The following is a 21,315-nucleotide window of genomic DNA, read 5'->3' on the forward strand; positions in this document are numbered from 1 at the left end:
GTCACATCGCCCCGGTGAGCTGGTGCAGGACGGCGTCCAGCAGGCCGTCCGCATCCAGATCGACGCCTCCGGTGCGCAGGAACACGGCGTTCAGCAACTGGTCGGTGGCCAGTTCGCCGAGGGCGCGGCGGCGCAGGAAGGCGTCGATCAGGTCGTCGGCCTCGCGCAGCGCATCGTCGCCGAGGTGCGCGGCGACGATGGTGCGCAGCCGCTCCTCGTCGGGCACCGGCAGCTCGAGCCGGAGGCAGCGGCGCAGGAAGGCGGGCGGGAAGTCCCGCTCGCCGTTGCTCGTGATGATCACGACGGGGAACTCGGCGCACTGCACGAGCCCTTGGTGCACCCGGACCGTGCCCCGGTGGTCGGAGGTCTGCACCTCCACGTGGGCGGTGTCCTCCGGCAGCCGCACCAGCTCCTTGATCTCGAAGTAGCCCTCCTCGAACACGGTGAGCAGATCGTTGGGGAGGTCGACGTCGCCCTTGTCCATCTCGTCGATGAGCAGGCAGCGCGGCGCGGCCGAGCCCACCAGCGCGGTGCCGAGCGGCCCGAGCCGGATGAACTGCCCGATGGACGGCTCGTGTTCGCCGCGGTCCCGGCTGAGCGTGGTCTCACGCAGCCGGCCGATGGCGTCGTAGACGTACAGGGCGTCGGGCACGGTGGAGCGGCTGGTGACGGACCAGCGCAGCAGGTCGCCCAGGCGCAGCTCGAGCGCGACGGCCCGGGCGAGGGACGACTTGCCCGTGCCCGCGGGCCCGGTGACCAGCAGCGGACGGCGCAGGTGCAGGGCCGCGTTGACGATGTCGGCGTGCCGTGGGTCGATGACGTACGGCAGCTGCGGCCGTGGGGCGCGGGCCGGGGCGAAGCGCCGCCAGGGCGGGGCGGAGGGCAGCGCGACGTCCCGGGGTACGCCGTCGCCCCGGAACAGGCGCCACTCGGCGCCGGCGGCGGATGTCATGGGCCCTCCTGGGGTTCGGACAGGTGCAGACGCGGGACGGTGCGGTCGGCGTCGGCCCAGGCGAGGACCGGACGGCCGGGGAACTCGGGTGGATTGGCCTGGGCGCTCGCCCGGTAGTTGTGGACGCCGTCGGGCAGCTCCCGGGTGGCGACCCGCGCCATGTGCCGGACGCTGTGCGAGGGGCCGTCCTCGCCGCGGTCCCACATCACCACAGGTATGCCCACGGCCAGGCAGGTCTGCACGATGCGGTCCCGGGGCGGACCGGGGCTCACGTCCACGAAGACGCGCACCGTGTCGAGTTGGTTGACGAGCGTGGGGTAGAGCGCGTCCCGGTCGGTGGCGTCGGAGACGACCAGTGTCTCGCCCGAGTCCAGGCGGTTCCACCTGCTGCGCCAGCGGGAGACGAACCGGCCGTTGCGGCGCAGGAGTTCGGGGCAGTGGACGACCAGCGGGAACTCCACGCCGAGCACCCCGGGCACCAGTTCGGCGGGGTCCCGCGCGGCCCACTCGTCGACCGGCAGGTTGAGGCCGCCGCGGTCCACGAGCACCTCCACCAGTGGCGGCCGCTCGTCCTCGGGCGGCGGTGCGAGCGAGTCCAGGGCCCGCAGCACCTCCCGGGCCGCCTCCGAGGCCGTGTACGTCTGCACGCTCTCGGCGGACACCTGGCGGGGCCCGGCGCCCTCGTCGCACCAGATCCGCAGCCGGTGCCGGCCCCGCCCGGCCTGCGTCACCTGAACCAGGACCCGGACCCGCGCGGCACGTCCGCGTACCGAGCGCGCCCACTCCTGGGCGTCGTAGCGCCGCTCGCTCAGCGCGGAGCGCTCGATGCCGAGCCGGCCGGCCACCCCGTCGGACCACAGCCGCAGCCGGGCCCGCTGGGTGTCGGGGAGGAGGGCGCCGAGGTACTCGATCACCCGCAGCAGCGCGGGCACCCTCGGTTCGTCGTGGCCGGCATGGCCGTCCCCCGGCAGGATCTCCAGGTGGTCGACGAGCGCGTCCACGCTGTCGCCGCCCGGCCGGGCCGCCAGGTGCGGCAGCGCGGCGCGTACGGTCTCGGGGAAGCGTGCGGTGACGGCGGGGTCGAGGGCGCGCAGGTGCCCGCGCAGGTCCGCGTACTCGACCGGGGACAGCAGTCGGGGGGTGCGGGACAGGCCGCCGGCGGCGAGCAGCCGGTCGGCGGTCCCCGGGTCGTCCCGGCGCAGCAGTCCGCTGAGGGCCGCGAGGGAGCGCGGATGCGTCAGCAGGAAGCCCGCGAACTCCTCGGGGGAGGGCGGGGCGATGTCGCTGCCGGGTTCCACCCCGCACAGCCGGGCCAGCCGCCGGGCGTAGCCACCGCGATCGTTGGGCCAGGGCAGTGCGTCCTCGACCGCCTGCACCAGCAGCTCGAAGGCGTGCTCGTCGGCGTCGGGCGGTTCGGGCCGCAGCCGCTCCAGCACGCCCAGGGGGCGCAGCTCGGCCTCGACGGCCTGCCAGGGGATGACCCAGCTGCGCCGGATGACGTTCTGGAAGTCGAGCGGGAGCGGGTTTCCGGCGGCGTCGAGAGGCATGAAGTGCCCGGCCATGAGCCCGACGACGGCGTGTTCCTCCTGGCACCACAGGGGTCCGCCGCTGTATCCGATGCCGACCGCCATGCCGGTGGGCGCGCCGTCGACGTAGCCGTGCGGGCCCGGCAGGGAGGCGACGGTGAGCCGGGCCACCGTGGAGTCGCGGCCGTTGCCGTGCCAGGCGTCGAGTTTCTGGCCGACCGACAGGGCTGCCTGGCGGGGGCCGCCGGGCAGCCCCGCGGCCGGGGTGTCGACGCGCAGGACGGCGAGGTCGCCGAGCCATGTGTCGCTGCCCGGTCGCACCGGCCCGCCGTCCGGGGCGCGCGGCGGGATCCAGTGCGCGACCCGTGCGGTGTGGCGCGAGGAGCCCGTGGTGGGCCTGCGGATCTCGACCTGCACGTCCCGGGCACCCGGTGCCGTGCTGTGGAACATGTCCCGGCCCAGCGCGGCGTTGACGACGTGCGCGCAGGTCAGCACCGTGTCAGGGGCGAGGACGAACCCCGCGCCCGCCGTTCTGCCGTCCTCGGTGCGCCGTACGGTGGCAACGTACCGGGACGGATGGACGGCGGCGTCCCCCGTGGTGTGGAACCAGCCCACGCCTCACTCCGCGGGGGCCGGGCCGGCACCGGGGGCCGCGGGCTTCCAGGCGGCGGTGACGGTGAGCTGCGCCTGCCCGGTGGCGCCGACGATCCCGAACTTGAGGTCCTGGCCGAGCTGCACGCCGAAGGTCACGCTCAGCTCGGTCGGTGGCTCGGGTACCGCCGTCGCGGCGTCGTGGACCTCCTGGAGCAGCGGGCCGATCTGCCGCAGGGCGCCGCGCAGCTTGTCGGCGGCGAAGTCCGCGACGCTCCGGCCGCCCGCGCCGACCGGCACCACCCGGCCCATGCCCGCGGGGCCGTCGTCCTCCGGTACGGCGGGCAGTGCCCCCGCCCCGGGGGCGAGGACGAACCGGATCGGAGTGCCGTCGTCGAGTTCGATTTCGGGTGAAGTGGACACCGCCACATTATCGTCAAGGACGGCCCAGGGGCCGCCCCGATGGCCCAACTCGGTTACCACATCGATGCATTGGGCACGTGAGGGCCACGCGTGGCGTTCAGGGCATGACCCGCGCCAGGTACGGTGCCGTCGCGCTCCGGGCCGACCCGGCCACCCGCTGCGGCGGGCCGGACGCCACGATGCGCCCGCCCCGGTCGCCCCCGCCGGGGCCCAGGTCGATCACCCAGTCGGCGCCCGCGACCACCGTCATGTCGTGCTCGACCACCACGACCGTGTGCCCGGCGTCGACCAGCCCGTGCAGCCGCTCCATCAGTACCTCCACGTCGGCCGGGTGCAGTCCGGTGGTCGGCTCGTCCAGCAGGTACAGGGTGTGGCCGCGCCGCCCGCGCTGCAGCTCGCTCGCCAGCTTGATCCGCTGGGCCTCGCCGCCGGACAGCTCGGTCGCCGGCTGCCCGAGGCGCAGATAACCGAGGCCCACGTCGAGCAGGGTGCGAAGGCTGCGGGCGGCGGCCGGTACGTCCGCGAAGAAATCCGCCGCCGCCTCCACGGTCAGATCGAGCACCTCGGCGATGTTCCGGTCCCGGTACGTCACGTGGAGCGTGCCCGGGTTGTAGCGGGCGCCGCCGCAGTCGGGGCAGGGTGCGTAGGTGCTCGGCAGGAACAGCAGTTCGACGCTGACGAACCCCTCGCCCTGGCAGGTCTCGCAGCGCCCTCCGGCCACGTTGAAGGAGAAGCGTCCGACGCCGTACCCGCGGGCCCGCGCCTCCTCGGTGCCCGCGAACACCTTGCGGACCACGTCGAACAGACCGGTGTAGGTGGCCAGATTGGAGCGCGGGGTCCGCCCGATCGGCCGCTGGTCGACCCGTACGAGCCGCTCCACGCCCGCCAGCTCCTCGGTCAGCTCACCGATGAGCGTGGACTTTCCGGAGCCGGAGACCCCGGTGACGGCGGTGAACGCGCCGAGCGGGAACCCGGCCGTCACCGCGCGCAGGTTGTGCCGGGTGACCGGGCCGACCTCCAACCAGCCGCGTGGCTCACGGACCTGGCGGGCCGGACCCGGGGACTCGTCGAAGAGGAAGGCCGCCGTCGCCGACTCCTGCACCGACGCCAGCTCGGCCGGCGGCCCGCTGTACAGCACGCGTCCGCCGTGCTCGCCCGCGCCGGGACCGACGTCCACCAGCCAGTCGGCGCCGCGCACCACCTCCAGGTGATGCTCCACCACGAACACCGAGTTGCCCGCGGCCTTCAGCCGCTCCAGCACGGTCAGCAGCGCCTCGGTGTCCGCCGGGTGCAGGCCGGCCGACGGTTCGTCCAGCACGTACACCACGCCGAACAGTCCGGAGCGCAACTGCGTGGCCAGGCGCAGCCGTTGCAGCTCACCGGCCGAGAGGGTCGGGGCGAAGCGGTCGAGGCTGAGATAGCCGAGGCCGAGTTCGACGACCGGGGCCATCCGGGCCTTGAGGTCCTCGGTGAGTACCCGGGCGGCCTCGTCCCGGCCGTCGAGCAGCCCGGCCAGGTCGGTCAGCGGCAGCGCGGCCAGCTCGGCGATGGTGCGCCCGCCGAAGGTCACCGCGAGTGCCTCCGGCCGCAGCCGGCTGCCCCCGCACACCTCGCAGGGCCTGTTGGCCAAGAAGCGCTCCGCCTTTGCGCGCAGCGTCCGGGACTTGGTGTCCGAGAAGGTCTTGAGCACATACCGGCGGGCGCTCATGTACGTGCCCTGGTAAGGCCGTTGGATCCGGTCCGCGTCCCGGACCGGGTGGACCGTGACGACCGGCTGCTCGTCCGTGAACAGGATCCACTCCCGCTCCTCGGCGGGCAGGTCGCGCCAGGGCCGGTCCACGTCGTAACCGAGCGTGTCGAGGATGTCCCGCAGGTTCTTGCCCTGCCAGGCGCCCGGCCAGGCGGCGATCGCGCCCTCGCGGATGGACAGCGCGGGGTCCGGGACCAGCAGTTCCTCGGTCGTCTCGGGCACCTGGCCGAGACCGTGGCAGTGGGGGCAGGCGCCGGCCGCGGTGTTGGGCGAGAACGCGTCCGAGTCGAGCCGCTCGGCGCCCGGCGGGTACGTTCCGGCGCGCGAGAAGAGCATGCGCAGGGAGTTGGAGAGGTTGGTGACCGTGCCCACCGACGAGCGGGAGGTCGGTGACGAGCGGCGCTGCTGGAGCGACACGGCGGGCGGCAGCCCGCTGATCTCGCCGACCTTGGGCGCCCCGACCTGGTGGATCAGCCGGCGTGCGTACGGCGCGACCGACTCGAAGTACCGTCGCTGGGCCTCGGCGTAGATCGTGCCGAACGCCAGCGACGACTTCCCCGAGCCGGACACACCGGTGAACACGGCCAGTACGTCCCGCGGGATGTCGACGTCGACGCCCTTGAGGTTGTGCTCACGGGCGCCGCGGACGCGGACGTAGGGGTCATGTGGGTGCTGCATGGACGGGCAATCCTATCCGCGCCCGTGCGTCACTACCGCGGAGGGTTGTCCGTGTCCTGCGACCGGTCCCCTCCCAGCTGGTCCTTCAGCTTGTCCTGCGCGGTGTCGACCTGGGAGCTGTACCTGCTCTGGGTCTTCTCGTCCACGAAGTCCCCCGCCTTGTCGACGCCCTGCCCGGCCTGCTCCTCGTGGCCCTTGAGCATCTGCTTGAGCTTGTCCATCACCGACATGGCAGCCCTCCTCGTCGCTTGAGGCTTCCCCTCCCAGGTTCACCGGCCCCGGCCGCCTTCGCATCTCGGGCCGTCAGCGCCCCGGGGCGAAGAGCGCGGCGAGCCGCCGGTAGGAGTCCAGCAGGGCCGTACGGTCGTAGGTGCTGGTCGTGACCAGGACCTCGTCGGCACCCGACTCCTTCAGCACCGTCCCCAGCTCGTGCTCGACCTGCTCCGCGGTGCCGGCGACGTGCCCGGCGAGCCCGGCGTCGTAGAAGCCGCGCTCTCTCGCGGTCATCGTGCGGGCCTCGGTCTCCTCGGCGGGGGCGAGCGGCGGGAAGGTGCCGTGCGTGCGGGAGCAGGCCATCGACCAGGCCTCCGGAACCAGCAGCCGGCGCGCCTCGGCCTCGGTGCCGGCGACCGCGACGGTGCCGGAGACCACGACGTACGGCTCATGGGCCCAGGGGGAGGGGCGGAAACCGGAACGGTACTGGTCGATGCCGCGCAGCATCTTCTCGCGGTTGCGGAGATCCCCGATGACCATGGGCAGCCCGGCGCGGGCCGCGATGCGCGCGCCCTCGCCCATGGCCAGCACGAAGGCCGGCACCCGCAGGCCCTCGGCCGGGCGGGCGTGCACCCCGGTCGGCGAGGTGCCCTCGAACCAGCCGAGCACCTCGCCGAGCTGGGCCGCGAAGTCCTCGGCGTCCTCCTTGTCCCGGCCGAGGGCCCTGCGCACCCCGTCGGTGAAGCCGACGGACCGGCCGAGCCCCATGTCGATCCGCCCGGGGAACAGTGCCTCCAGGACGCCGAACTGCTCGGCGACGACGAGGGGCCGGTGGTTGGGCAGCATCACCCCGCCGGTGCCGACCCGGATCGTGCGGGTGGCGGCGGCGACCGCGGCGGCGAGCACGGTCGGTGCCGAACCGGCGACTCCGGGCACACCGTGGTGCTCGGACACCCAGAACCGGTGGTAGCCGAGCGCCTCCGCCTCCTGGGCCAGCGCGACGGTGTCCCGTAGCGCCTCGGCGGGCGGGCGCCCCTCGCGGGTGCGGGAGCGGTCGAGGACGGAGAACCGGGTCCGGGCGATCACTGAGCTGCTCACGCAGTGTTCAACGTCCTGACCGGCCGGGGATTCCCGCGGCGGCTCGGATCGGCTCGGCTCGGCTCGGCTTTGCCCGGCCCCGGTTCCGCGGGCCCGGCAGCCCGCGCGCGTAGGCCTCGACCGGGCGCTGCGGAGGCCGACCGGCACCTGGCCAGGCCCTGTCGTCGAACTCCCGCCTGCCCCGTGACGCGATGCACGCCCTCCCGCCGCACCGGGCCCCGGCCCAGGTACGTCCAGTACGAGGGCCGGGGCTCGGCGCGCCGAGAGCACGCACCTGACGCCGCGAGGCCCGCCCTCCGGGCGGACGGCGGGAGTTCGACGACAGGACCTAGGGTGAGCCCGTGACCGACAGCAGCAGGCGCCCGCTCGCCGTGTTCGACCTCGACAACACCCTGGCCGACACGGCCCACCGGCAGCACTTCCTGGAGAGCCGGCCGAAGGACTGGGCCGCGTTCTTCGCCGCCGCGCCCGAGGACCCGCCCCTCGCCGAGGGCATCGCGCTGGCCGTGCGCAGCGCCGGTGACTGCGAGGTCGTCTACCTCACCGGCCGTCCCGAGCGGTGCCGACGCGACACGCTGGACTGGCTCGCGGCCCATGGGCTGCCGCAGGGGCGGGTGTTCATGCGCGGCGACGCCGATCGAAGGCCGGCGCGGTTCACCAAACTGGAGATCCTGCGCCGGCTCGCCCGGGACCGCGAGGTCCGCTTTCTCGTGGACGACGACGAACTGGTCTGTGACGATGCCGAACGCGCCGGGTTCCGCGTCGTACGGGCCCGCTGGGCCGCGAGGTCCGCCGCGCTGGAAGAGGCTCAGGAGCGCGAGGGCCGCACCTGAGGGGAGGGCGGGTCAGTCCTCGTCCTCGATGCGGAAGCCCACCTTCAGGCCCACTTGGTAGTGCTCGATCCGCCCGTTCTCGATCTGTCCGCGGACCTGGGTCACCTCGAACCAGTCCAGGTTGCGCAGCGTCTGGTCGGCGCGCGCGATGCCGTTGCGGATGGCCTGGTCGACGCCCTCGTGCGAGGTGCCGACGATCTCGGTGACCCGGTAGGTGTGATTCGACATGCGGGTGCTCCTCTCGTGTCAGGCCACCCTCCACCGTGCCGCATCCCCGCTCCGTCCGCACGGCGTCCCGGAGCTGTCGCTGGTAGGCCTTGACCTCCGCATTGGTCCATACCAAAATCCAGCACACCCGTACGAGCGCCTGCGCTCGTCCCCCCACGCCGGGCCCCCACACCTGTCCGCACGCCATGCCAGACAGAACAGGACCCCTCGTGAGACGTCGTCTGCTCGCCTTCGTCTGTGCCACCGGCTGCCTAGTGAGCGCCTGCGGGATGCTCCCGGGCGGGCACGAGCGCAAGACCGTCACCGTGTGGCTGATGAAGGACAGCGCTTCCCAGGAGTTCCTGCGGCGCTTCACCGAGGACTTCGAGCGCACCCACAAGGACCTGCGCCTCGACATCCGCATCCAGCAGTGGACCGGCATCGTCGAGAAGGTCCGAGCGGCGCTCAAGGACGGCTCCGGAACGGGCCCCGACGTCATCGAGGTCGGCAACACACAGGTGCCGCTGTACGCCGACGGTGGCCGGCTCGCCGATCTCACGCTGGAGTCGATGCGCGACTGGGGCAAGGACGCGTGGCTGCCCGGCCTCGCCGATCCCGGCAAGGACGGCAGTGCGCAGTACGGCATCCCCTGGTACGCGGCCAACCGTGTCGTCATCTACCGCAAGGACCTGTTCGAGGCGGCCGGCGTCACCCGCCCACCGCGGACCCGCGAGGAGTGGCTCGCCGACACCCAGAAGCTCAACTCCGGCGGCAGTCAAGGCATTTACCTTGCCGGGCAGGACTGGTACACGCTCTCCGGCTTCATCTGGGACGAGGGCGGTGACCTCGCCGTGCAGCGGGACTACGAATGGAAGGGCAGCCTGGACACCCCGGCCGCGCTGCGCGGCATGGAGTTCTACCGGCAGCTCCAGGCGCTGGGCCGGGGCCCGGTGGGCGCCGACGAGGAACACCCGCCCCAGGCCGGGGTGTTCGCCGGCGGCAAGGTGGCCCAGATCGTCGCCGTACCCGGGCTCGCCCAGTCGATCGTTCAGCAGAATCCGGCCCTCAAGGGGAAACTGGGCTTCTTCCCGGTGCCGGGGAAGACCGCGGCCCGGCCCGGCACCGTATTCACCGGCGGCTCCGACCTCGTGGTCCCGGACAACACCAAGGACCAGTTCGCCGCGACCGCCGTCGTCGGGGCGCTCACCGGCGCCAAGTGGGACACCGAACTCGCCCGCACCATGAACTACGTGCCGAACAAGAGCACGCTGGCGGGCGCGGTCGCGGACGAGGAGGGGGTCGCCGCCATGGCCGCGGGTGCGGCACACGGCCGGGCGACCCCCAGCACCCCTCAGTGGGCCGACGTCGAGGCCGACAACCCGATCAAGGAGTACATGACCCGCGTGCTGGACGGAGCGGACCCGGCGGCCGAGGCCCGCCGGGCCTCGGCCAGGATCACCGAGAAGCTCGCGCCGGACCTCTGACTCACCGCACCACGCTCAGCGACAGCGCGAAGCGGTCCTGGGCGTCGGTCCACCAGTGGGTCAACTCCAGTCCGGCATCGTCGAGTTCGCCACTGACTCCGTCCCGGCGGAACTTCGCCGACACCTCGGTACGCAGCTCCTCGCCCGCCGCGAAGTCCACGGCGAGGTCCAGCGCGGGCACCTTCACGGTCTGCGCGGTACGCGAGCGCAGCCGCATCTCGATCCACTCGCGCTCGGCGTCCCACAGGGCCACGTGGTCGAAGGCGTCCGGGTCGAAGTCGGCGCCCAGCTCACGGTCGACGACGGCCAGCACGTTCTTGTTGAACGCGGCGGTCACCCCGGCCGCGTCGTCGTAGGCCCGCACCAGCACCCGCTCGTCCTTGACGAGGTCGGTGCCGAGCAGCAGCCCGTCGCCCGGCTCCAGCAGTGAGCGCACGGAAGCCAGGAACTTCGCGCGCTCGTCGGGCAGCAGATTGCCGATCGTGCCGCCGAGGAACGCCACCAGCCGGGGGCCGGGTGTGGCGGGCAGGTCCAGCGGGGCGGTGAAGTCGGCGATCAGGGCGTGCACCTCGAGGTCCGGGCGCTCCCGGACGAGTGCCTGCCCGGCCTGGACGAGGGCGCTCTCGCTGACGTCGACCGGCACGTACGCCGCGGGCGCGAGCGCGTCGAGCAGGTGGCGGGTCTTCTCCGAGGAACCCGAGCCGAGTTCGACCAGCGTGCGGGCACCGCTCGCCGCGGCGATCTCGCCGGAGCGCGTGGCCAGGATCTCCCGCTCCGCGCGTGTGGGGTAGTACTCGGGCAACTCGGTGATCTGCTCGAACAGTTCGCTGCCGCGCGCGTCGTAGAACCACTTCGGCGGCAGCCACTTGGGGCGGACGGTGAGGCCGTGCAGGACGTCGGCGCGCAGCGCGGCGTCCGTGGCGTCCTCGGGGAGAGTGCGGGTGACGTGCAGGTGGCTCACGTGCAGGGCTCCTTCGATGATGGGGGTGCCCCCGCTCGAGCGGAGTCGGGAGTGGGGGAGGACGCCGGATCCTCCAGCGGGGCGAGCAGCACACCGGCGCGGCTCGCGGTGAGCACGGTGCGGTCGGGGACCTCCTGCCAGAGCGGGTCGTCGTCGTACGGCTCGGAGGCGACGACCGTGCTCCGGCCGGGCTCGGTGCGGTACCAGAGGCTGTCACCCCAGGCGGTGGCCGCGATCGTGTCGCCGTCCGTCAACAGCAGGTTGAGGCGGGAGGCGGGCGCCGCCCCGGCCAGTTCGCGGACCGATTCGCCGAGGGCCTGCCCCGGCTCGTCGCCCGAACGCAGCCGGTGCAGGACCAGCGCCCACACGAACGCCGAGTCGGTACGGGCCTCCAGCGCCAGCAGGTCGACCGGGGGCAGCGCGGACACCAGCGGGGCCGCGGAGTCCGGCCAGCCCGCGACGGCGCCGTTGTGGCTGAACAGCCAGCGCCCGGAGGAGAAAGGTGCCGCGGCTGCCTCGCCGTCCCCGGTTGCGGCCGTAGCGTCCCGCACGGCGGCGAGCACGGCGCCGGAGCGCACCACCCGGCCCAGATCGGCGAAGGCCGGATCCGCCCAGATCGGCCCGGCCCGCCGGTACCGCGCCGGGACCGGATCCTGTGCGGCGTACCAGCCCACCCCGAAACCGTCGGCGTTGACCGTCCCGGAAGCCTGCCGCTGCGGCGCCCACGACTGGTGCACCAGGCTGTGCGGAGGCTGCGTCAGCAGCTGCCCGAGCGGTATCTCCGGTCCCAGGTAAGCGATATGGCGACACATCAGGCGACCTCCGAGCGGGCGGTGCGGAACCCGGAGAAGATCTGCCGCCGGATCGGGTAGTCCCAGTTGCGGAACGTGCCCCGGCAGGCCACCGGGTCCACCGCGAACGAACCGCCGCGCAGCACCTTGTGGTCGGAGCCGAAGAACACCTCCGAGTACTCCCGGTACGGGAAGGCCTCAAAGCCGGGGTACGGCAGGAAGTCGCTCGCCGTCCACTCCCACACGTCCCCGATCAACTGCCGTACACCGAGCGGGGATTCGCCCGCAGGAAAGCTTCCGGCGGGCGCCGGGCCGAGATGGCGCTGGCCCAGGTTGGCGTGCTGCGGCGCCGGGTCGGCGTCGCCCCACGGGTAGCGCCGTGAGCGGCCGGATGCCGGATCGTGCCGGGCGGCCTTCTCCCACTCCGCCTCGGTGGGCAGCCGGCGTCCGGCCCAGCGGGCGTAGGCGTCGGCCTCGTACCAGCACACGTGCAGGACCGGCTGGTCCGCCGGGACCGGCTCGGTGACCCCGAACCGGCGGCGCAGCCACTGGCCGCCCTCCCGGTGCCAGAACAGCGGGGCCGTGATGGAGTGCTGCCTGATGTGCGCCCAGCCGTCCGGGGTCCACCAGCGCTCGGTGTCGTAGCCGCCGTCCTCGATGAACGCCTGGTACGCGGCGTTCGTCACCAAGGTGGTGTCGATCCAGAACGGCGCCACCTCCCGTACGTGCGCCGGGCGTTCGTTGTCCAGCGCCCAGGGCTCGGTGGAGGTGCCCATCGTGAACGGGCCGCCGGGCACGAGGACCTCGGCCGGACCGGTGAACGGCGCTGCCGGCTCGGGGTCGGAGGCGGTCAGCGCCCGCGGCCCCCTCCTGAGCTGATGCGTGATCAGCATGGTCTCGTCGTGCTGCTGTTCGTGCTGGGCGATCATCCCGAAGACGAACCCGGCCTCGGTCAGCCGGGAGCCGTGGAAGTCCGCGCCCTGCAGCAGGTCCATGACCCGGCCGCGGACCTCGGCCGCGTACGCGCGCGCCTCGGCGGGCGCCAGCAGCGGCAGCGAGGGGCGTTCGGAGCGCGGATGCTCGAAGGCGTCGTACAGGCCGTCGATCTCGGGCCGCATGGCCTCCCGGCCGCCGACCGCCCGCAGCAGCCACAGCTCCTCCTGGTTGCCGATGTGGGCGAGGTCCCACACCAGCGGGGACATCAGCGGGGAGTGCTGGGCGGTCAGGTCCGGTTCCTCGACGCAGGAGGTCAACAGCGTGGTGCGGTCACGGGCGGTGAGGAGCGAGGCGAGCGCACGCTCGCGCAGCGCCTCGGTGTCCGGTTCGGCCCTGCCGGCGGTGAAGGCGTCGGTGTCGGGGGCGGTCATGTGCGGATGTCCTTCCTCCGGCGGTCGGTGGAGGTGCCGCCGGTGCCGCCGGGCCGGGACGCGTCCAGGCCGCGCCGCAGGTCCAGCAGGTCGTCGGCCGGGCAGCGTCCCCGGGCGACGTAACGGTCCCGGAACGCGGCCACCGCGTCGGTCACCTCGGCGTCGGCCCCGAGCCGGGGCAGTGCCTCCAGTGCCGCCGCGAAACACACGGCGGCGGCCTCGCGCAGCTCCGGGTCGGCGAGGCCGTGCCGGGCCGCGTCGGTCCACAGCGGGTTGTGCGGGGCCGGCAGGTCCATGGCCCGCTCCGCAAGGGGTTTCACGGCCCGGTACGCCGTCTCGGCGGCCCCCGGGTCGTCGAACAGTGCCGCCGTCACCGCGAGCGGCACGATCCAGCCGTCCTCTCCGGGCTGTGCGTCGATCATGCGCAGCTCCAGGTGACCGCGCGGGCGGATCGGCGGGAACAGCGTGGTCAGGTGGTAGTCGAGGTCCGCCCGGGTGGGCGGCCGGGGTGAGCGGGAGCGTGTCCACTCCCGGAAGGTGAGTCCCTCGGGCACCTCCCACGGCCCGCCGTCACGGCGGACGCACATCACCGGCGAGTCCAGCACATGCCGGGCCCAGACGTCGCGCGGTGCGCCGTCCAGCCGGGGGGCGCCCGCGCGGCCGGCGCCGATCTCCAGCCACAGCAACTGCCGGGTGGACAGCCAGCCCGTGGGCTCCTGTCCGATCAGCGGGGAGTTGGCGAACGCGGCCACCAGCACCGCGCCCAGGTGATGCGCCAGCCACCAGCGCCGCGCATGGCCGAGCGGGCCGGGCTCCTCCTGTCCGGCGTCCACGCAGACCTGTACGGAGGCGGAGGTGCACATCATGTGCCGGCCGGCCGGACCGGTGCGGTCCAGACAGGTCTCCATGGCGTCGTAGCGCGGCTCGTGCAGGAACCTGCGCGGCGTGTGCCAGGGATCGTGGCCGATGCCGACGAGGGTGAGCCCGTCCTCGGCGAGGACGCCACGGACGGCGTCCAGGTCGGCGGAGACGGTGCGGATGCACTCCATCAGGGAGGCTGCGGGCAGCGAACTCAGTTCCAGCTGGCCGCCGGGTTCCACGGTCAGCGGCGAGTGCAGGGGTACGGCCCGCAAGGCGGCGTAGGCCGCCTGAAGTCGTTCGGGTGTCACGGGGAGCTGCGGTGCGCGCAGCTCGTGGACCAGCCACTCCAGTTCCACACCGAGGGCGCGGGGCGGTCCGGTCTTGAAGCAGATGCCCCTGACCAGGGCCTCCACCTCGGGCTCGGTGACGGCGGTGCGGTGCTCGGTACAGTCGCCGCCGGTGTTCGAGTCGGACATGTCGGGATCCTCCTGAGATTCCACCATGCCACCGGCCAGGTCGGTCATGGCCCGGCCAGGCATGCGCTCCACCCAAGACCCTCGAGCCGGTTCGCACAAGAGTGCCCCGTCGGACGTTCCCGTTCGGTCACCTCCGTTTCCGTACGCGTTCTCCGGCCGTTCCGGGAGCGGGGAAACTCCGTTGCAGCGCATCACCAGCATCGCCCAGGATGCATGCATGAGCACGACGGGGGAAACCGCGCGGGCGGTCGCCAGGGCGTCCACGGGGGTGGCGCCGTGAGCGCGCGCCTGCGCGGGATCGCCGCGGAGACGGAGCAGATCGTGACCGCGGGCCGGTACCGCGCGCCGGACGGCCGGGAGGTGTCCCTCGGGGCGGACATCGAGGCCGCCCGGGCGGGGACGCGGATGTGCGGACCGGAGCCGGTCCCGGTACGGCAACCGGGTGACGCCCGCGGTGCGGCGGCAGCCGCCCGCGAGGGCAGCGCTTTCGGGGCCACCGCCTTCGAGGTCACCGGTGAGAGCAGTCTGGAAGCCGCCCGCCGGATGGCCGACGCACCCGTCGCCGTCCTGAACTTCGCCTCGGCCCGCAATCCCGGCGGCGGCTATCTCAACGGCGCGCAGGCCCAGGAAGAGGCCCTGTGCCGCGCCTCGGCGCTGTACACCTGCCTGCTCACGGCCCGCGCCTTCTACGACCACCACCGCGCCGAGCGCGATCCGTTCTACACGGACCGGGTGATCCACTCACCGGCCGTCCCGGTCTTCCGCGACGACAGGGGCCGGCTGCTGGCCGAGCCGTACCGCGCGGGCTTCCTCACCGCGGCCGCACCCAACGCGGGCGTCGTACGGCGCACGGCGCCCGAACGCGCCGACGGCCTGCCGGGCGCCCTGGCGGTGCGCGCCGAGCGCGTGCTGGAGACGGCCGCCGCCCACGGCTACCGCCGGCTGGTGCTCGGCGCCTGGGGCTGCGGAGTGTTCCAGAACGACCCGGTGCAGGTCGCCGGCGCCTTCCGGGCGTTGCTCGGCCCCGGCGGCCGGTTCACGAGCACCTTCGACCACGTGGTGTTCGGGGTGCTGGACCGGACACCGGGAGCGGTGGTGCGCGAAGCGTTCGCCCGGGCGTTTCTCTGAGGTGTGCCGCGCTCAGGTCCAGCCGTAGCGCTCGTGCAGCCGCTGGCGGACCAGGTTGAACCGCCCCCGGTCCAGCGCGCACGCCTCGCGGCGCATGCCCTGCTCGTGCAGCCGCAGCACCCGGTCCACGTCCACCCAGGAGTCCCGGCCGGACCGGTCCCACGGCCCGCTGCCGATCGCCACGTAGTCCCGGTCGCCGTCGTGCCGCTTGCTGGTCAGCTGCACGGCGAGGAGCGTGTCGGCCGCCTCCCGGGCGACGACCAGGACCGGGCGGTCCTTGCCCCGGCCGTCGTTCTCCTCGAAGGGCACCCAGGTCCACACGATCTCGCCCGGGTCCGGGTCGCCGTCGTGGGCGGGGGAGTACTCGGTGTGCACCCGGCCGACCCCGTGCGGGTCGGCCTCGGTGGTGGCGTGGGGGCCGTACCGGCCGGGGACGTTCTCTTCGGTAAACGTGCTCACGGGGGAACCTTAGCGGTCGGCCCTGATCGGGCAACGGGCGACCACCGTGCGGGTGTTGCGCAGGTGCGGTGGGGGCAGGCGGAACAAGCGGCGCACGGTCGCGTACGTCAGCCCCCGTCGGCCGGTGGGTGGGACCGCGCATGCCGCCGGCCGGGGGCCCGCGCCACCGCTGCGCTGCCGCCGGTCCGGGCGCAACTGCCGTGGGCCACCGGGACGGACGGGCCTCCTCACCCGGCCGGGCAGTCCACCGCCGGCTCCGGCGGCCACAGCTCGTGCCAGTGCAGCTCCGTCTCCAACTGTGCGGCGAGAGAGACCAGGCGGGGCTCGCTGTCGGCCGGGCCGAGCAGCTGGGCGCCGACCGGCAGGCCGCCGTCGACGAAACCGGCGGGTACGTTCACGCCGGGCCAGCCCAGCACGTTCCACGGCCAGGCGTACGGACAGGCCACGATGATCGCGCGGTCCGTGGCCGCCCCGCCCAGCCGGTTCAGGGCGCCGACCCGGGGCGGGGGAGCGGCTGTTGTGGGCGCGAGGATCACGTCGTAGGAGGAGAAGAACCGGCCGATGCGACGCTGCAGCACCGCCTCCGCGCGCCGGGCCGCCCGGAGCGGGACTCCGCCGAGCAGCCGCCCCAGCCGGGCCGCTTCCCGGGTGCGCGGATCGAGCAGCGCCGGGTCGGGCACGTCCCGGACCCGCTCGGCGATCCCGGCGGTGGCGCGCGGTACGAAGGTCAGCCCGATCGGCCCGTACGGCGGATCGGCCTCCTCGACCTCGTGCCCCAACGCGGCGAGTTTTTCGGCGAGTTCGACGACCCGGGAGCGGATGTGCGGGTGCAGCCGGACCGGCAGGGCGGTGAAGGGAGGGTTCAGCGACAGGGCGATACGCAGCCGGCCCGGGGCGCGGCCGACGGCGTCCGCCACCGTCAGGGCGGCCGGCCGGTGCGGGTCCCGGGCGTGGTTGCCGCTCGCCGCGTCCAGCAGCAGGGCCGCGTCGGCGACCGTGCGGGCGAGGGTCCCGTTGACCGTGATGCCCTGGAAGGACTCGCCGTGCGGCCAGGTCGAGATCCGGCCGCGCTGCGGTTTGATGCCGATCAGATGGGTCCACGAGGCCGGGATCCGCACCGAGCCGGCCCCGTCGGAGCCGAGCGCGGCGGGCACGAGCCCGGCGGCGACGGCGCAGGCCGAACCTCCGGACGAACCACCGGGCGTGTGCCCGGGGTGCCACGGGTTGCGGGTCTCCCCGAACGCCGGCCCCTCGGTGAACGGCCACTGTCCCAGCTCGCAGGTGTTGGTCTTGCCCACGATCACGGCACCGGCCGCGCGCAGCCGCCGTACCGCCTCACCGTCCTCGGCCACCGGCGGGAAGTCGCCCCGGCAGCCGAACGCGGTCGGCTCGCCCGCCACGTCCATGTCGTCCTTGACCGCCACCGGCACCCCGAGCAGCGGGCCTCGCACCCCGGCGGCCAGCTCCCGGTCGGCTGCGGCCGCTTCGGCGAGCGCGGCCTCGGCCCGTACGATCCGGAACGCGTTCAGGGTCGGCTGCGTGGCCTCGATCCGGGCCAGTGCCCGCTCCACCAGCGCGACGGAGGACACCTCTCCCTCGGCGAGCGCACGTCGGCTCTCGGCGAGGCCTGCGGCACGGTCGGGCGTCATGGGGAGCACCTCCGGGAGGCTCCGGGCACGATGTCTACCGAACGGTAACGTCCGGGTGTGGGCTCCGATACCGGTTTCGGCCAGGCGGGTGCGTCCGGTGTACGGCGCACAGGTGCCGGAGCAGCCCCAGCGCGGTGGACACGGCGGCCACGGCACACACCCCGGTCCAGCCGCAGCACGCGTAGGCCCGGGCGCCCAGCAAGGAACCGAGGCTGCCGCCGAGGCAGGCACAGGTCATATAGGCAGTGTCGAGACGGCTGCGGACGTGTGCGCCGAGCGTGTAGATCCGCACCGTGTTGGCGACCATGCCGCGAAAAAGGGGGCCGGAGTGCGACTCCGGCCCCCTTTCCGGGTGCGACACGGCTCAGGCGGCCGCGGTCTCGCCCACGTTGCCGTGCAGACGGGCGACGACCTCGGTCAGCTGGGCGGCGACCTCGGCGTCGTCCACCGGGTGGGTCGCGGCGAAGCGGGTCACGGAGCCCGGGATGGACAGCTTGATGTCCTCGATCACGTTGCCGCCGGCGATGCCCACGGCCTTGCGGGCCTCGTCCTGCGCCCACACGCCGCCGTACTGGCCGAAGGCGGTGCCGATCACGGCGACAGGCTTGCCGCCGAAGGCGCCGGCGCCGTACGGGCGGGACAGCCAGTCGATGGCGTTCTTCAGGACGGCCGGGATGGTGCCGTTGTACTCGGGGGAGAACAGCAGGAAGGCGTCGGCGGCCTGGGCGGCCTCACGCAGCTTCGCGGCGGGGGCCGGCACGTTGCCCTCGACGTCGATGTCCTCGTTGTAGAACGGGATCTCGGCGAGGCCCTCGAAGAGCACGACCTCGGCACCCTCGGGAGCGAGCTTGACGGCCGCCTCGGCGAGCTGGCGGTTGTGCGAACCGGCGCGGAGGCTGCCGACGAGCGCGAGGATACGGACAGACATGGGAACTCCAAAGGGCTGAATCATCGCGGTTTCGATCCGGACCGAAGTCCGTTTAAGTTTCTACCAGCATAAGCGGACCGCGGTCCAGTTTTGTTCCCGATGCTTTACGCTGGCTTCATGTCCGCCGCGCTGCCCTCTTTCCCGATGCCTGAGGAGCCCCTCGACGCACCTCGGTTGCTCCAGGTGGCTCCGGCCACCGAGGAGCCGTGCCTGCGCGCCGACGCGGCCCGCAACCGGGCCCGGCTGCTGGAGGCCGCCGCCCGCCTGATCGCCGAACACGGGGTGGCCGGGGTCACCATGGAGGCGGTGGCCGCGGCGGCCAAGGTCGGCAAGGGCACGGTGTTCCGCCGCTTCGGTGACCGCACGGGGCTGCTGATGGCCCTGCTCGACCACGCCGACCGGCAGCTCCAGGCCGACTTCCTGGGCGGGCCCGCGCCGCTCGGCCCCGGAGCGCCGCCCCTGGACCGGCTGCGCGCCTTCGGCGTGGCGGTGCTGTACCGGTCGGCCGAGCAGCTCGACCTCCAGCTGGCCGCCCAGCCGGATCCCGCCCGTCGCTTCTCCCATCCGGCGATAGCGGCGCGGCGCACGCACATCACGATGCTGCTGCGCCGGATCGTGCCGCACGCCGACTGCGACCTGCTGGCCCAGACGCTGCTGGCCTCGCTCGACCCGGCCCTGATCCACCATCAGACCCGTCAGTGCGGCATGCCCATGGAGCGCCTCGAGACGGGCTGGATCGACCTGGTCGCCCGGGTGACCGGCACCGAGCCGCCGCAGCGCTGAGCCCGCTCAGACGCCCTGTACGAACAGGTCGAGCAGACCCTGCGGGGCGTCGGCCCGGAACAGCAGGGCGCTGTTCGCCGCCGACTCCGCCGCGGACACCTCGGCACGCCGGAACATCCGCTCCTCGTAGGCCGTCAGCGCCGCCTCGGTGTCCCCGGGGTGCGCGGCCAGGGCACGGCCCAGTTCGGCGCCGTCGAGCAGGGCCAGGTTGGCTCCCTCGCCCGCGAACGGCGACATCAGATGGGCCGCGTCCCCGAGCAGGGTGACCCCGGGGATCCGGTCCCAGCGGTGCCCGACCGGCAGTGCGTGGATCCGCCGGGGCACCAGCAGCCCGTCCGCGTCGGCGACCAGCGCCCGCAGGCTCTCGTCCCAGCCGCCGAACTCCTTCAGCACCGCCGCCTTCGCCGCCTCGGTGTCGTCGAAGTCGATGCCGTCCAGCCAGTCCTGCGGCGCCTCGACGGCCGCGTAGACGTGCAGGCTGCCGTCGCTCTCGCGGTGCGCGAGGAAGCCCCGGCCCGCGTCCAGCGCGAACAGCATCCCGCCGCCGACCACCGCCGCGCTCGCCGGATGCCGCACATCGGCCTCCGTCAGGTCCGCCTCGACGAACGACACCCCCGTGTACGCGGGCCGGGCGGGCGAGAGCAGCGGGCGGATCCTGGACCAGGCGCCGTCCGCGCCGACCAGGACGTCCGTGGTGAAGCCGGTGCCGTCCGCGAGCCTCACCTCGTGCCGGCCGCCGCCCAGCGGGCGCGCCCCGGTGACCTTGGCGCCCCAGCGGACCGTGCCCTCGGGCAGCGAGCCGAGCAGCAGCTCGCGCAGCGCACCGCGGTCGATCTCGGGCCGGCCGCCGCTGCCGTCGTCGGCCTCGGCCAGCCGGACCGTGCCGTACCGGTCCAGGACCCGCATGGCCTGTCCACCGGCGTGGACGCGCCGGAGGAACTCCGTGTGCAGCCCGGCCGCCCGCAGCGCCTCCTGGCCGGAGTCGTCGTGGATGTCGAGCATCCCGCCCTGGATCCGGGCGTCCGGCGAAGCGTCCAGATCGAAGAGGGCGGCCTCGATGCCGTGCACGTGCAGCACCCGGGCGAGCGCGAGCCCACCGAGCCCCGCGCCGACGACGGTGACGGGGTGGTGAGGCAGGTGAGGGAGGGTGGATGTGCTGTGCGAGGGGGCGGTCATGGTGGCCTCCGGGTGGGTGTGCGGGTGGGTGCGGGCCGGTCCGCCGGGTCGGCGGGTCGTCGGATGCGGGAGCGGGCCGTGCGGCGGACCGGCCGCCGGCTGCCGTGCAGCACCGTCGGGGTGCGCTTACGGCGCTCCGTGGCACGTCAGCCCGGTACGGCGGTCCGCTCGATGCCGTTGATCAGGGCCTGGAAGGCCCACGACAGGCGGGCCCGGGGGGCTCCGGACAGCAGCGCGTCGGCACTCTCGGCGATGTGCGGATGCGTGCCCGCGGGCGCCTCGCGCAGGGCGCGGGACAGCGCCTGCCAGTCGCCCGTGGACTCCTCCCCGGCATGCTCGGCGGCGGTCGCGGTGGCGTGCTGGAGCAGCAGGTCGACGCCCCACGCCGCCTGTGCCCGCGGTACCCCGCCCGCGTCGAGCAGCTCCAGCAGGGTCTCGATGAGCCGCAGATAGTGCGGGCCGCTCGGCCGTGCGGTCAGTGCCGAGCGGGCGAGGCTCGGGTGTTCCAGGAGCATCGCGGTGCAGGCGGTGAGGACCTTCTCCAGCCGCTCCCGCCAGGTGCCCTCGGCCGGGGCGGGTCCGACCGTGCCGAGCAGTTCGTCCAGGACGGCCGCGTGCAGTTCGTCGGTGCTGCGGACGTACACGTACAGCGAGGCCGGGCCGGTGTCCAGCTCCTGCGCGAGGCGCCGCATGGTGACCTTGCGCAGCCCTTCCGCGCGCAGGATCGCGACGGCGGCCGTGACGATGCCCTCCCGGGTGAGGGCGGGCTTGGCGGGACGCTCGCGACGGGAACGAGGGGGACCAGGGGAACCAGGGGAACCAGGGGAACCAGGGGAACCAGGGGAACCAGGGGAACCAGGGGAACCAGGGGAGTCGGCAGAGGAGGTCATGACTTCACCGTAACGAACATGTTCGTTACGAGCAAGTTCGTTACGAACATGTTCGCCGCCGCCTGCCGGACACCGTCGGACACTCAGGTGC

Annotated in this window: 20 protein-coding genes; 4 read left to right on the forward strand and 16 right to left on the reverse strand. The window is 73.7% G+C overall.

Annotation, left to right across the window (positions count from 1 at the left end):
* Position 1: 1 nt before the first annotated feature.
* The 6 genes from GQF42_RS38815 to GQF42_RS38840 all read right to left on the reverse strand — a co-directional run bounded on the left by GQF42_RS38815 (position 2) and on the right by GQF42_RS38840 (position 7,231).
* The gene (locus GQF42_RS38815) at positions 2-952 is read right to left on the reverse strand and encodes an AAA family ATPase (protein ID WP_158927801.1); all 951 of its coding nucleotides are present in this window, start codon (positions 950-952) and stop codon (positions 2-4) included.
* The gene (locus GQF42_RS38820; RefSeq protein ID WP_158927803.1) at positions 949-3,093 is read right to left on the reverse strand and encodes a VMAP-C domain-containing protein; all 2,145 of its coding nucleotides are present in this window, start codon (positions 3,091-3,093) and stop codon (positions 949-951) included. The genes GQF42_RS38815 and GQF42_RS38820 overlap by 4 nt, the downstream gene beginning before the upstream one ends.
* 3 nt (positions 3,094-3,096) lie before the next feature.
* Positions 3,097-3,492 carry a CU044_2847 family protein gene (locus GQF42_RS38825; protein ID WP_158927805.1) on the reverse strand — a complete coding sequence of 132 codons (396 nt, stop codon included), beginning with the start codon at positions 3,490-3,492 and terminating at the stop codon, positions 3,097-3,099.
* Positions 3,493-3,589: 97 nt separating this feature from the next.
* Positions 3,590-5,920, reverse strand: coding sequence for an ATP-binding cassette domain-containing protein (locus tag GQF42_RS38830; RefSeq protein WP_158927807.1), 2,331 nt, complete (start codon positions 5,918-5,920; stop codon positions 3,590-3,592).
* 32 nt (positions 5,921-5,952) lie between these two features.
* Positions 5,953-6,150: an antitoxin gene (locus GQF42_RS38835; RefSeq protein ID WP_158927809.1), complete on the reverse strand. Its 198-nt coding sequence runs from the start codon at positions 6,148-6,150 to the stop codon at positions 5,953-5,955.
* A gap of 73 nt (positions 6,151-6,223) precedes the next feature.
* Positions 6,224-7,231 carry an LLM class flavin-dependent oxidoreductase gene (locus GQF42_RS38840; RefSeq protein WP_158927811.1) on the reverse strand — a complete coding sequence of 336 codons (1,008 nt, stop codon included), beginning with the start codon at positions 7,229-7,231 and terminating at the stop codon, positions 6,224-6,226.
* Between the two features lie 341 nt (positions 7,232-7,572).
* Here GQF42_RS38840 and GQF42_RS38845 point away from each other — a divergent pair, with 341 nt between their 5' ends.
* The gene (locus tag GQF42_RS38845; RefSeq protein WP_158927813.1) at positions 7,573-8,064 is read left to right on the forward strand and encodes a phosphatase domain-containing protein; all 492 of its coding nucleotides are present in this window, start codon (positions 7,573-7,575) and stop codon (positions 8,062-8,064) included.
* 12 nt (positions 8,065-8,076) lie between these two features.
* Here the strand turns inward: GQF42_RS38845 and GQF42_RS38850 are convergent, their stop codons facing one another.
* Positions 8,077-8,292, reverse strand: coding sequence for a dodecin (locus GQF42_RS38850; RefSeq protein ID WP_158927815.1), 216 nt, complete (start codon positions 8,290-8,292; stop codon positions 8,077-8,079).
* 209 nt (positions 8,293-8,501) lie between these two features.
* On the opposite strand from GQF42_RS38850, the gene GQF42_RS38855 reads away from it, so the two are divergent.
* On the forward strand, positions 8,502-9,755 hold the full coding sequence (locus GQF42_RS38855; protein WP_158927817.1) for an extracellular solute-binding protein: 1,254 nt from the start codon (positions 8,502-8,504) through the stop codon (positions 9,753-9,755).
* 1 nt (position 9,756) lies between these two features.
* On the opposite strand, the gene egtD is transcribed toward GQF42_RS38855, so the two are convergent.
* Genes egtD through egtA form a run of 4 tightly spaced genes read right to left on the reverse strand, consistent with a single transcriptional unit; the run spans position 9,757 to position 14,211 of the window.
* Positions 9,757-10,716, reverse strand: coding sequence for an L-histidine N(alpha)-methyltransferase (gene egtD / locus GQF42_RS38860; protein ID WP_158927819.1), 960 nt, complete (start codon positions 10,714-10,716; stop codon positions 9,757-9,759).
* Positions 10,713-11,528: an ergothioneine biosynthesis protein EgtC gene (gene egtC / locus GQF42_RS38865; RefSeq protein ID WP_158927821.1), complete on the reverse strand. Its 816-nt coding sequence runs from the start codon at positions 11,526-11,528 to the stop codon at positions 10,713-10,715. Before egtC ends, egtD begins: the two co-directional genes overlap by 4 nt.
* Positions 11,528-12,874 carry an ergothioneine biosynthesis protein EgtB gene (gene egtB / locus GQF42_RS38870; protein ID WP_158927823.1) on the reverse strand — a complete coding sequence of 449 codons (1,347 nt, stop codon included), beginning with the start codon at positions 12,872-12,874 and terminating at the stop codon, positions 11,528-11,530. Before egtB ends, egtC begins: the two co-directional genes overlap by 1 nt.
* Positions 12,871-14,211, reverse strand: a complete 1,341-nt coding sequence (gene egtA / locus GQF42_RS38875) for an ergothioneine biosynthesis glutamate--cysteine ligase EgtA (protein WP_158927825.1) — start codon at positions 14,209-14,211, stop codon at positions 12,871-12,873. The genes egtB and egtA overlap by 4 nt, the downstream gene beginning before the upstream one ends.
* A 276-nt stretch (positions 14,212-14,487) precedes the next feature.
* Here egtA and GQF42_RS38880 point away from each other — a divergent pair, with 276 nt between their 5' ends.
* Positions 14,488-15,339, forward strand: a complete 852-nt coding sequence (locus tag GQF42_RS38880; protein ID WP_199272947.1) for a TIGR02452 family protein — start codon at positions 14,488-14,490, stop codon at positions 15,337-15,339.
* 12 nt (positions 15,340-15,351) lie between these two features.
* Here the strand turns inward: GQF42_RS38880 and GQF42_RS38885 are convergent, their stop codons facing one another.
* From GQF42_RS38885 to GQF42_RS38895, 3 genes are all read right to left on the reverse strand, one after another.
* Positions 15,352-15,798 carry a type II toxin-antitoxin system PemK/MazF family toxin gene (locus GQF42_RS38885; protein ID WP_158927829.1) on the reverse strand — a complete coding sequence of 149 codons (447 nt, stop codon included), beginning with the start codon at positions 15,796-15,798 and terminating at the stop codon, positions 15,352-15,354.
* Between the two features lie 227 nt (positions 15,799-16,025).
* Entirely contained in the window at positions 16,026-17,447 is a 1,422-nt protein-coding gene (locus tag GQF42_RS38890) for an amidase (RefSeq protein WP_158927831.1), read from the reverse strand.
* Positions 17,448-17,811: 364 nt separating this feature from the next.
* Positions 17,812-18,375, reverse strand: a complete 564-nt coding sequence (locus tag GQF42_RS38895; RefSeq protein WP_158927833.1) for an NADPH-dependent FMN reductase — start codon at positions 18,373-18,375, stop codon at positions 17,812-17,814.
* 99 nt (positions 18,376-18,474) lie between these two features.
* Between GQF42_RS38895 and GQF42_RS38900 the strand changes: the two genes are divergently transcribed.
* Positions 18,475-19,158, forward strand: a complete 684-nt coding sequence (locus GQF42_RS38900; protein ID WP_199272948.1) for a TetR/AcrR family transcriptional regulator — start codon at positions 18,475-18,477, stop codon at positions 19,156-19,158.
* A 6-nt stretch (positions 19,159-19,164) separates the two neighbouring features.
* Here the strand turns inward: GQF42_RS38900 and GQF42_RS38905 are convergent, their stop codons facing one another.
* Positions 19,165-20,334: an FAD-dependent oxidoreductase gene (locus tag GQF42_RS38905; protein WP_158927835.1), complete on the reverse strand. Its 1,170-nt coding sequence runs from the start codon at positions 20,332-20,334 to the stop codon at positions 19,165-19,167.
* Positions 20,335-20,480: 146 nt separating this feature from the next.
* The gene (locus GQF42_RS38910) at positions 20,481-21,224 is read right to left on the reverse strand and encodes a TetR/AcrR family transcriptional regulator (RefSeq protein WP_158927837.1); all 744 of its coding nucleotides are present in this window, start codon (positions 21,222-21,224) and stop codon (positions 20,481-20,483) included.
* Positions 21,225-21,315: the final 91 nt, after the last annotated feature.

The sequence above is a fragment of the Streptomyces broussonetiae genome (assembly GCF_009796285.1).
GTDB lineage: Bacteria > Actinomycetota > Actinomycetes > Streptomycetales > Streptomycetaceae > Streptomyces > Streptomyces broussonetiae.

Excerpts from the sequence above, each read along its gene's own strand:
- GQF42_RS38815 (WP_158927801.1), bottom strand. The coding sequence starts at position 952 with ATGACATCCGCCGCCGGCGCCGAGTGGCGCCTGTTCCGGGGCGACGGC.
- GQF42_RS38830 (WP_158927807.1), bottom strand. The coding sequence starts at position 5,920 with ATGCAGCACCCACATGACCCCTACGTCCGCGTCCGCGGCGCCCGTGAG.
- GQF42_RS38835 (WP_158927809.1), bottom strand. The coding sequence starts at position 6,150 with ATGTCGGTGATGGACAAGCTCAAGCAGATGCTCAAGGGCCACGAGGAG.
- GQF42_RS38850 (WP_158927815.1), bottom strand. The coding sequence starts at position 8,292 with ATGTCGAATCACACCTACCGGGTCACCGAGATCGTCGGCACCTCGCAC.
- egtC (WP_158927821.1), bottom strand. The coding sequence starts at position 11,528 with ATGTGTCGCCATATCGCTTACCTGGGACCGGAGATACCGCTCGGGCAG.
- egtB (WP_158927823.1), bottom strand. The coding sequence starts at position 12,874 with ATGACCGCCCCCGACACCGACGCCTTCACCGCCGGCAGGGCCGAACCG.
- egtA (WP_158927825.1), bottom strand. The coding sequence starts at position 14,211 with ATGTCCGACTCGAACACCGGCGGCGACTGTACCGAGCACCGCACCGCC.
- GQF42_RS38890 (WP_158927831.1), bottom strand. The coding sequence starts at position 17,447 with ATGACGCCCGACCGTGCCGCAGGCCTCGCCGAGAGCCGACGTGCGCTC.
- GQF42_RS38895 (WP_158927833.1), bottom strand. The coding sequence starts at position 18,375 with ATGTCTGTCCGTATCCTCGCGCTCGTCGGCAGCCTCCGCGCCGGTTCG.
- GQF42_RS38900 (WP_199272948.1), top strand. The coding sequence starts at position 18,475 with ATGCTTTACGCTGGCTTCATGTCCGCCGCGCTGCCCTCTTTCCCGATG.
- GQF42_RS38905 (WP_158927835.1), bottom strand. The coding sequence starts at position 20,334 with ATGACCGCCCCCTCGCACAGCACATCCACCCTCCCTCACCTGCCTCAC.
- GQF42_RS38910 (WP_158927837.1), bottom strand. The coding sequence starts at position 21,224 with ATGACCTCCTCTGCCGACTCCCCTGGTTCCCCTGGTTCCCCTGGTTCC.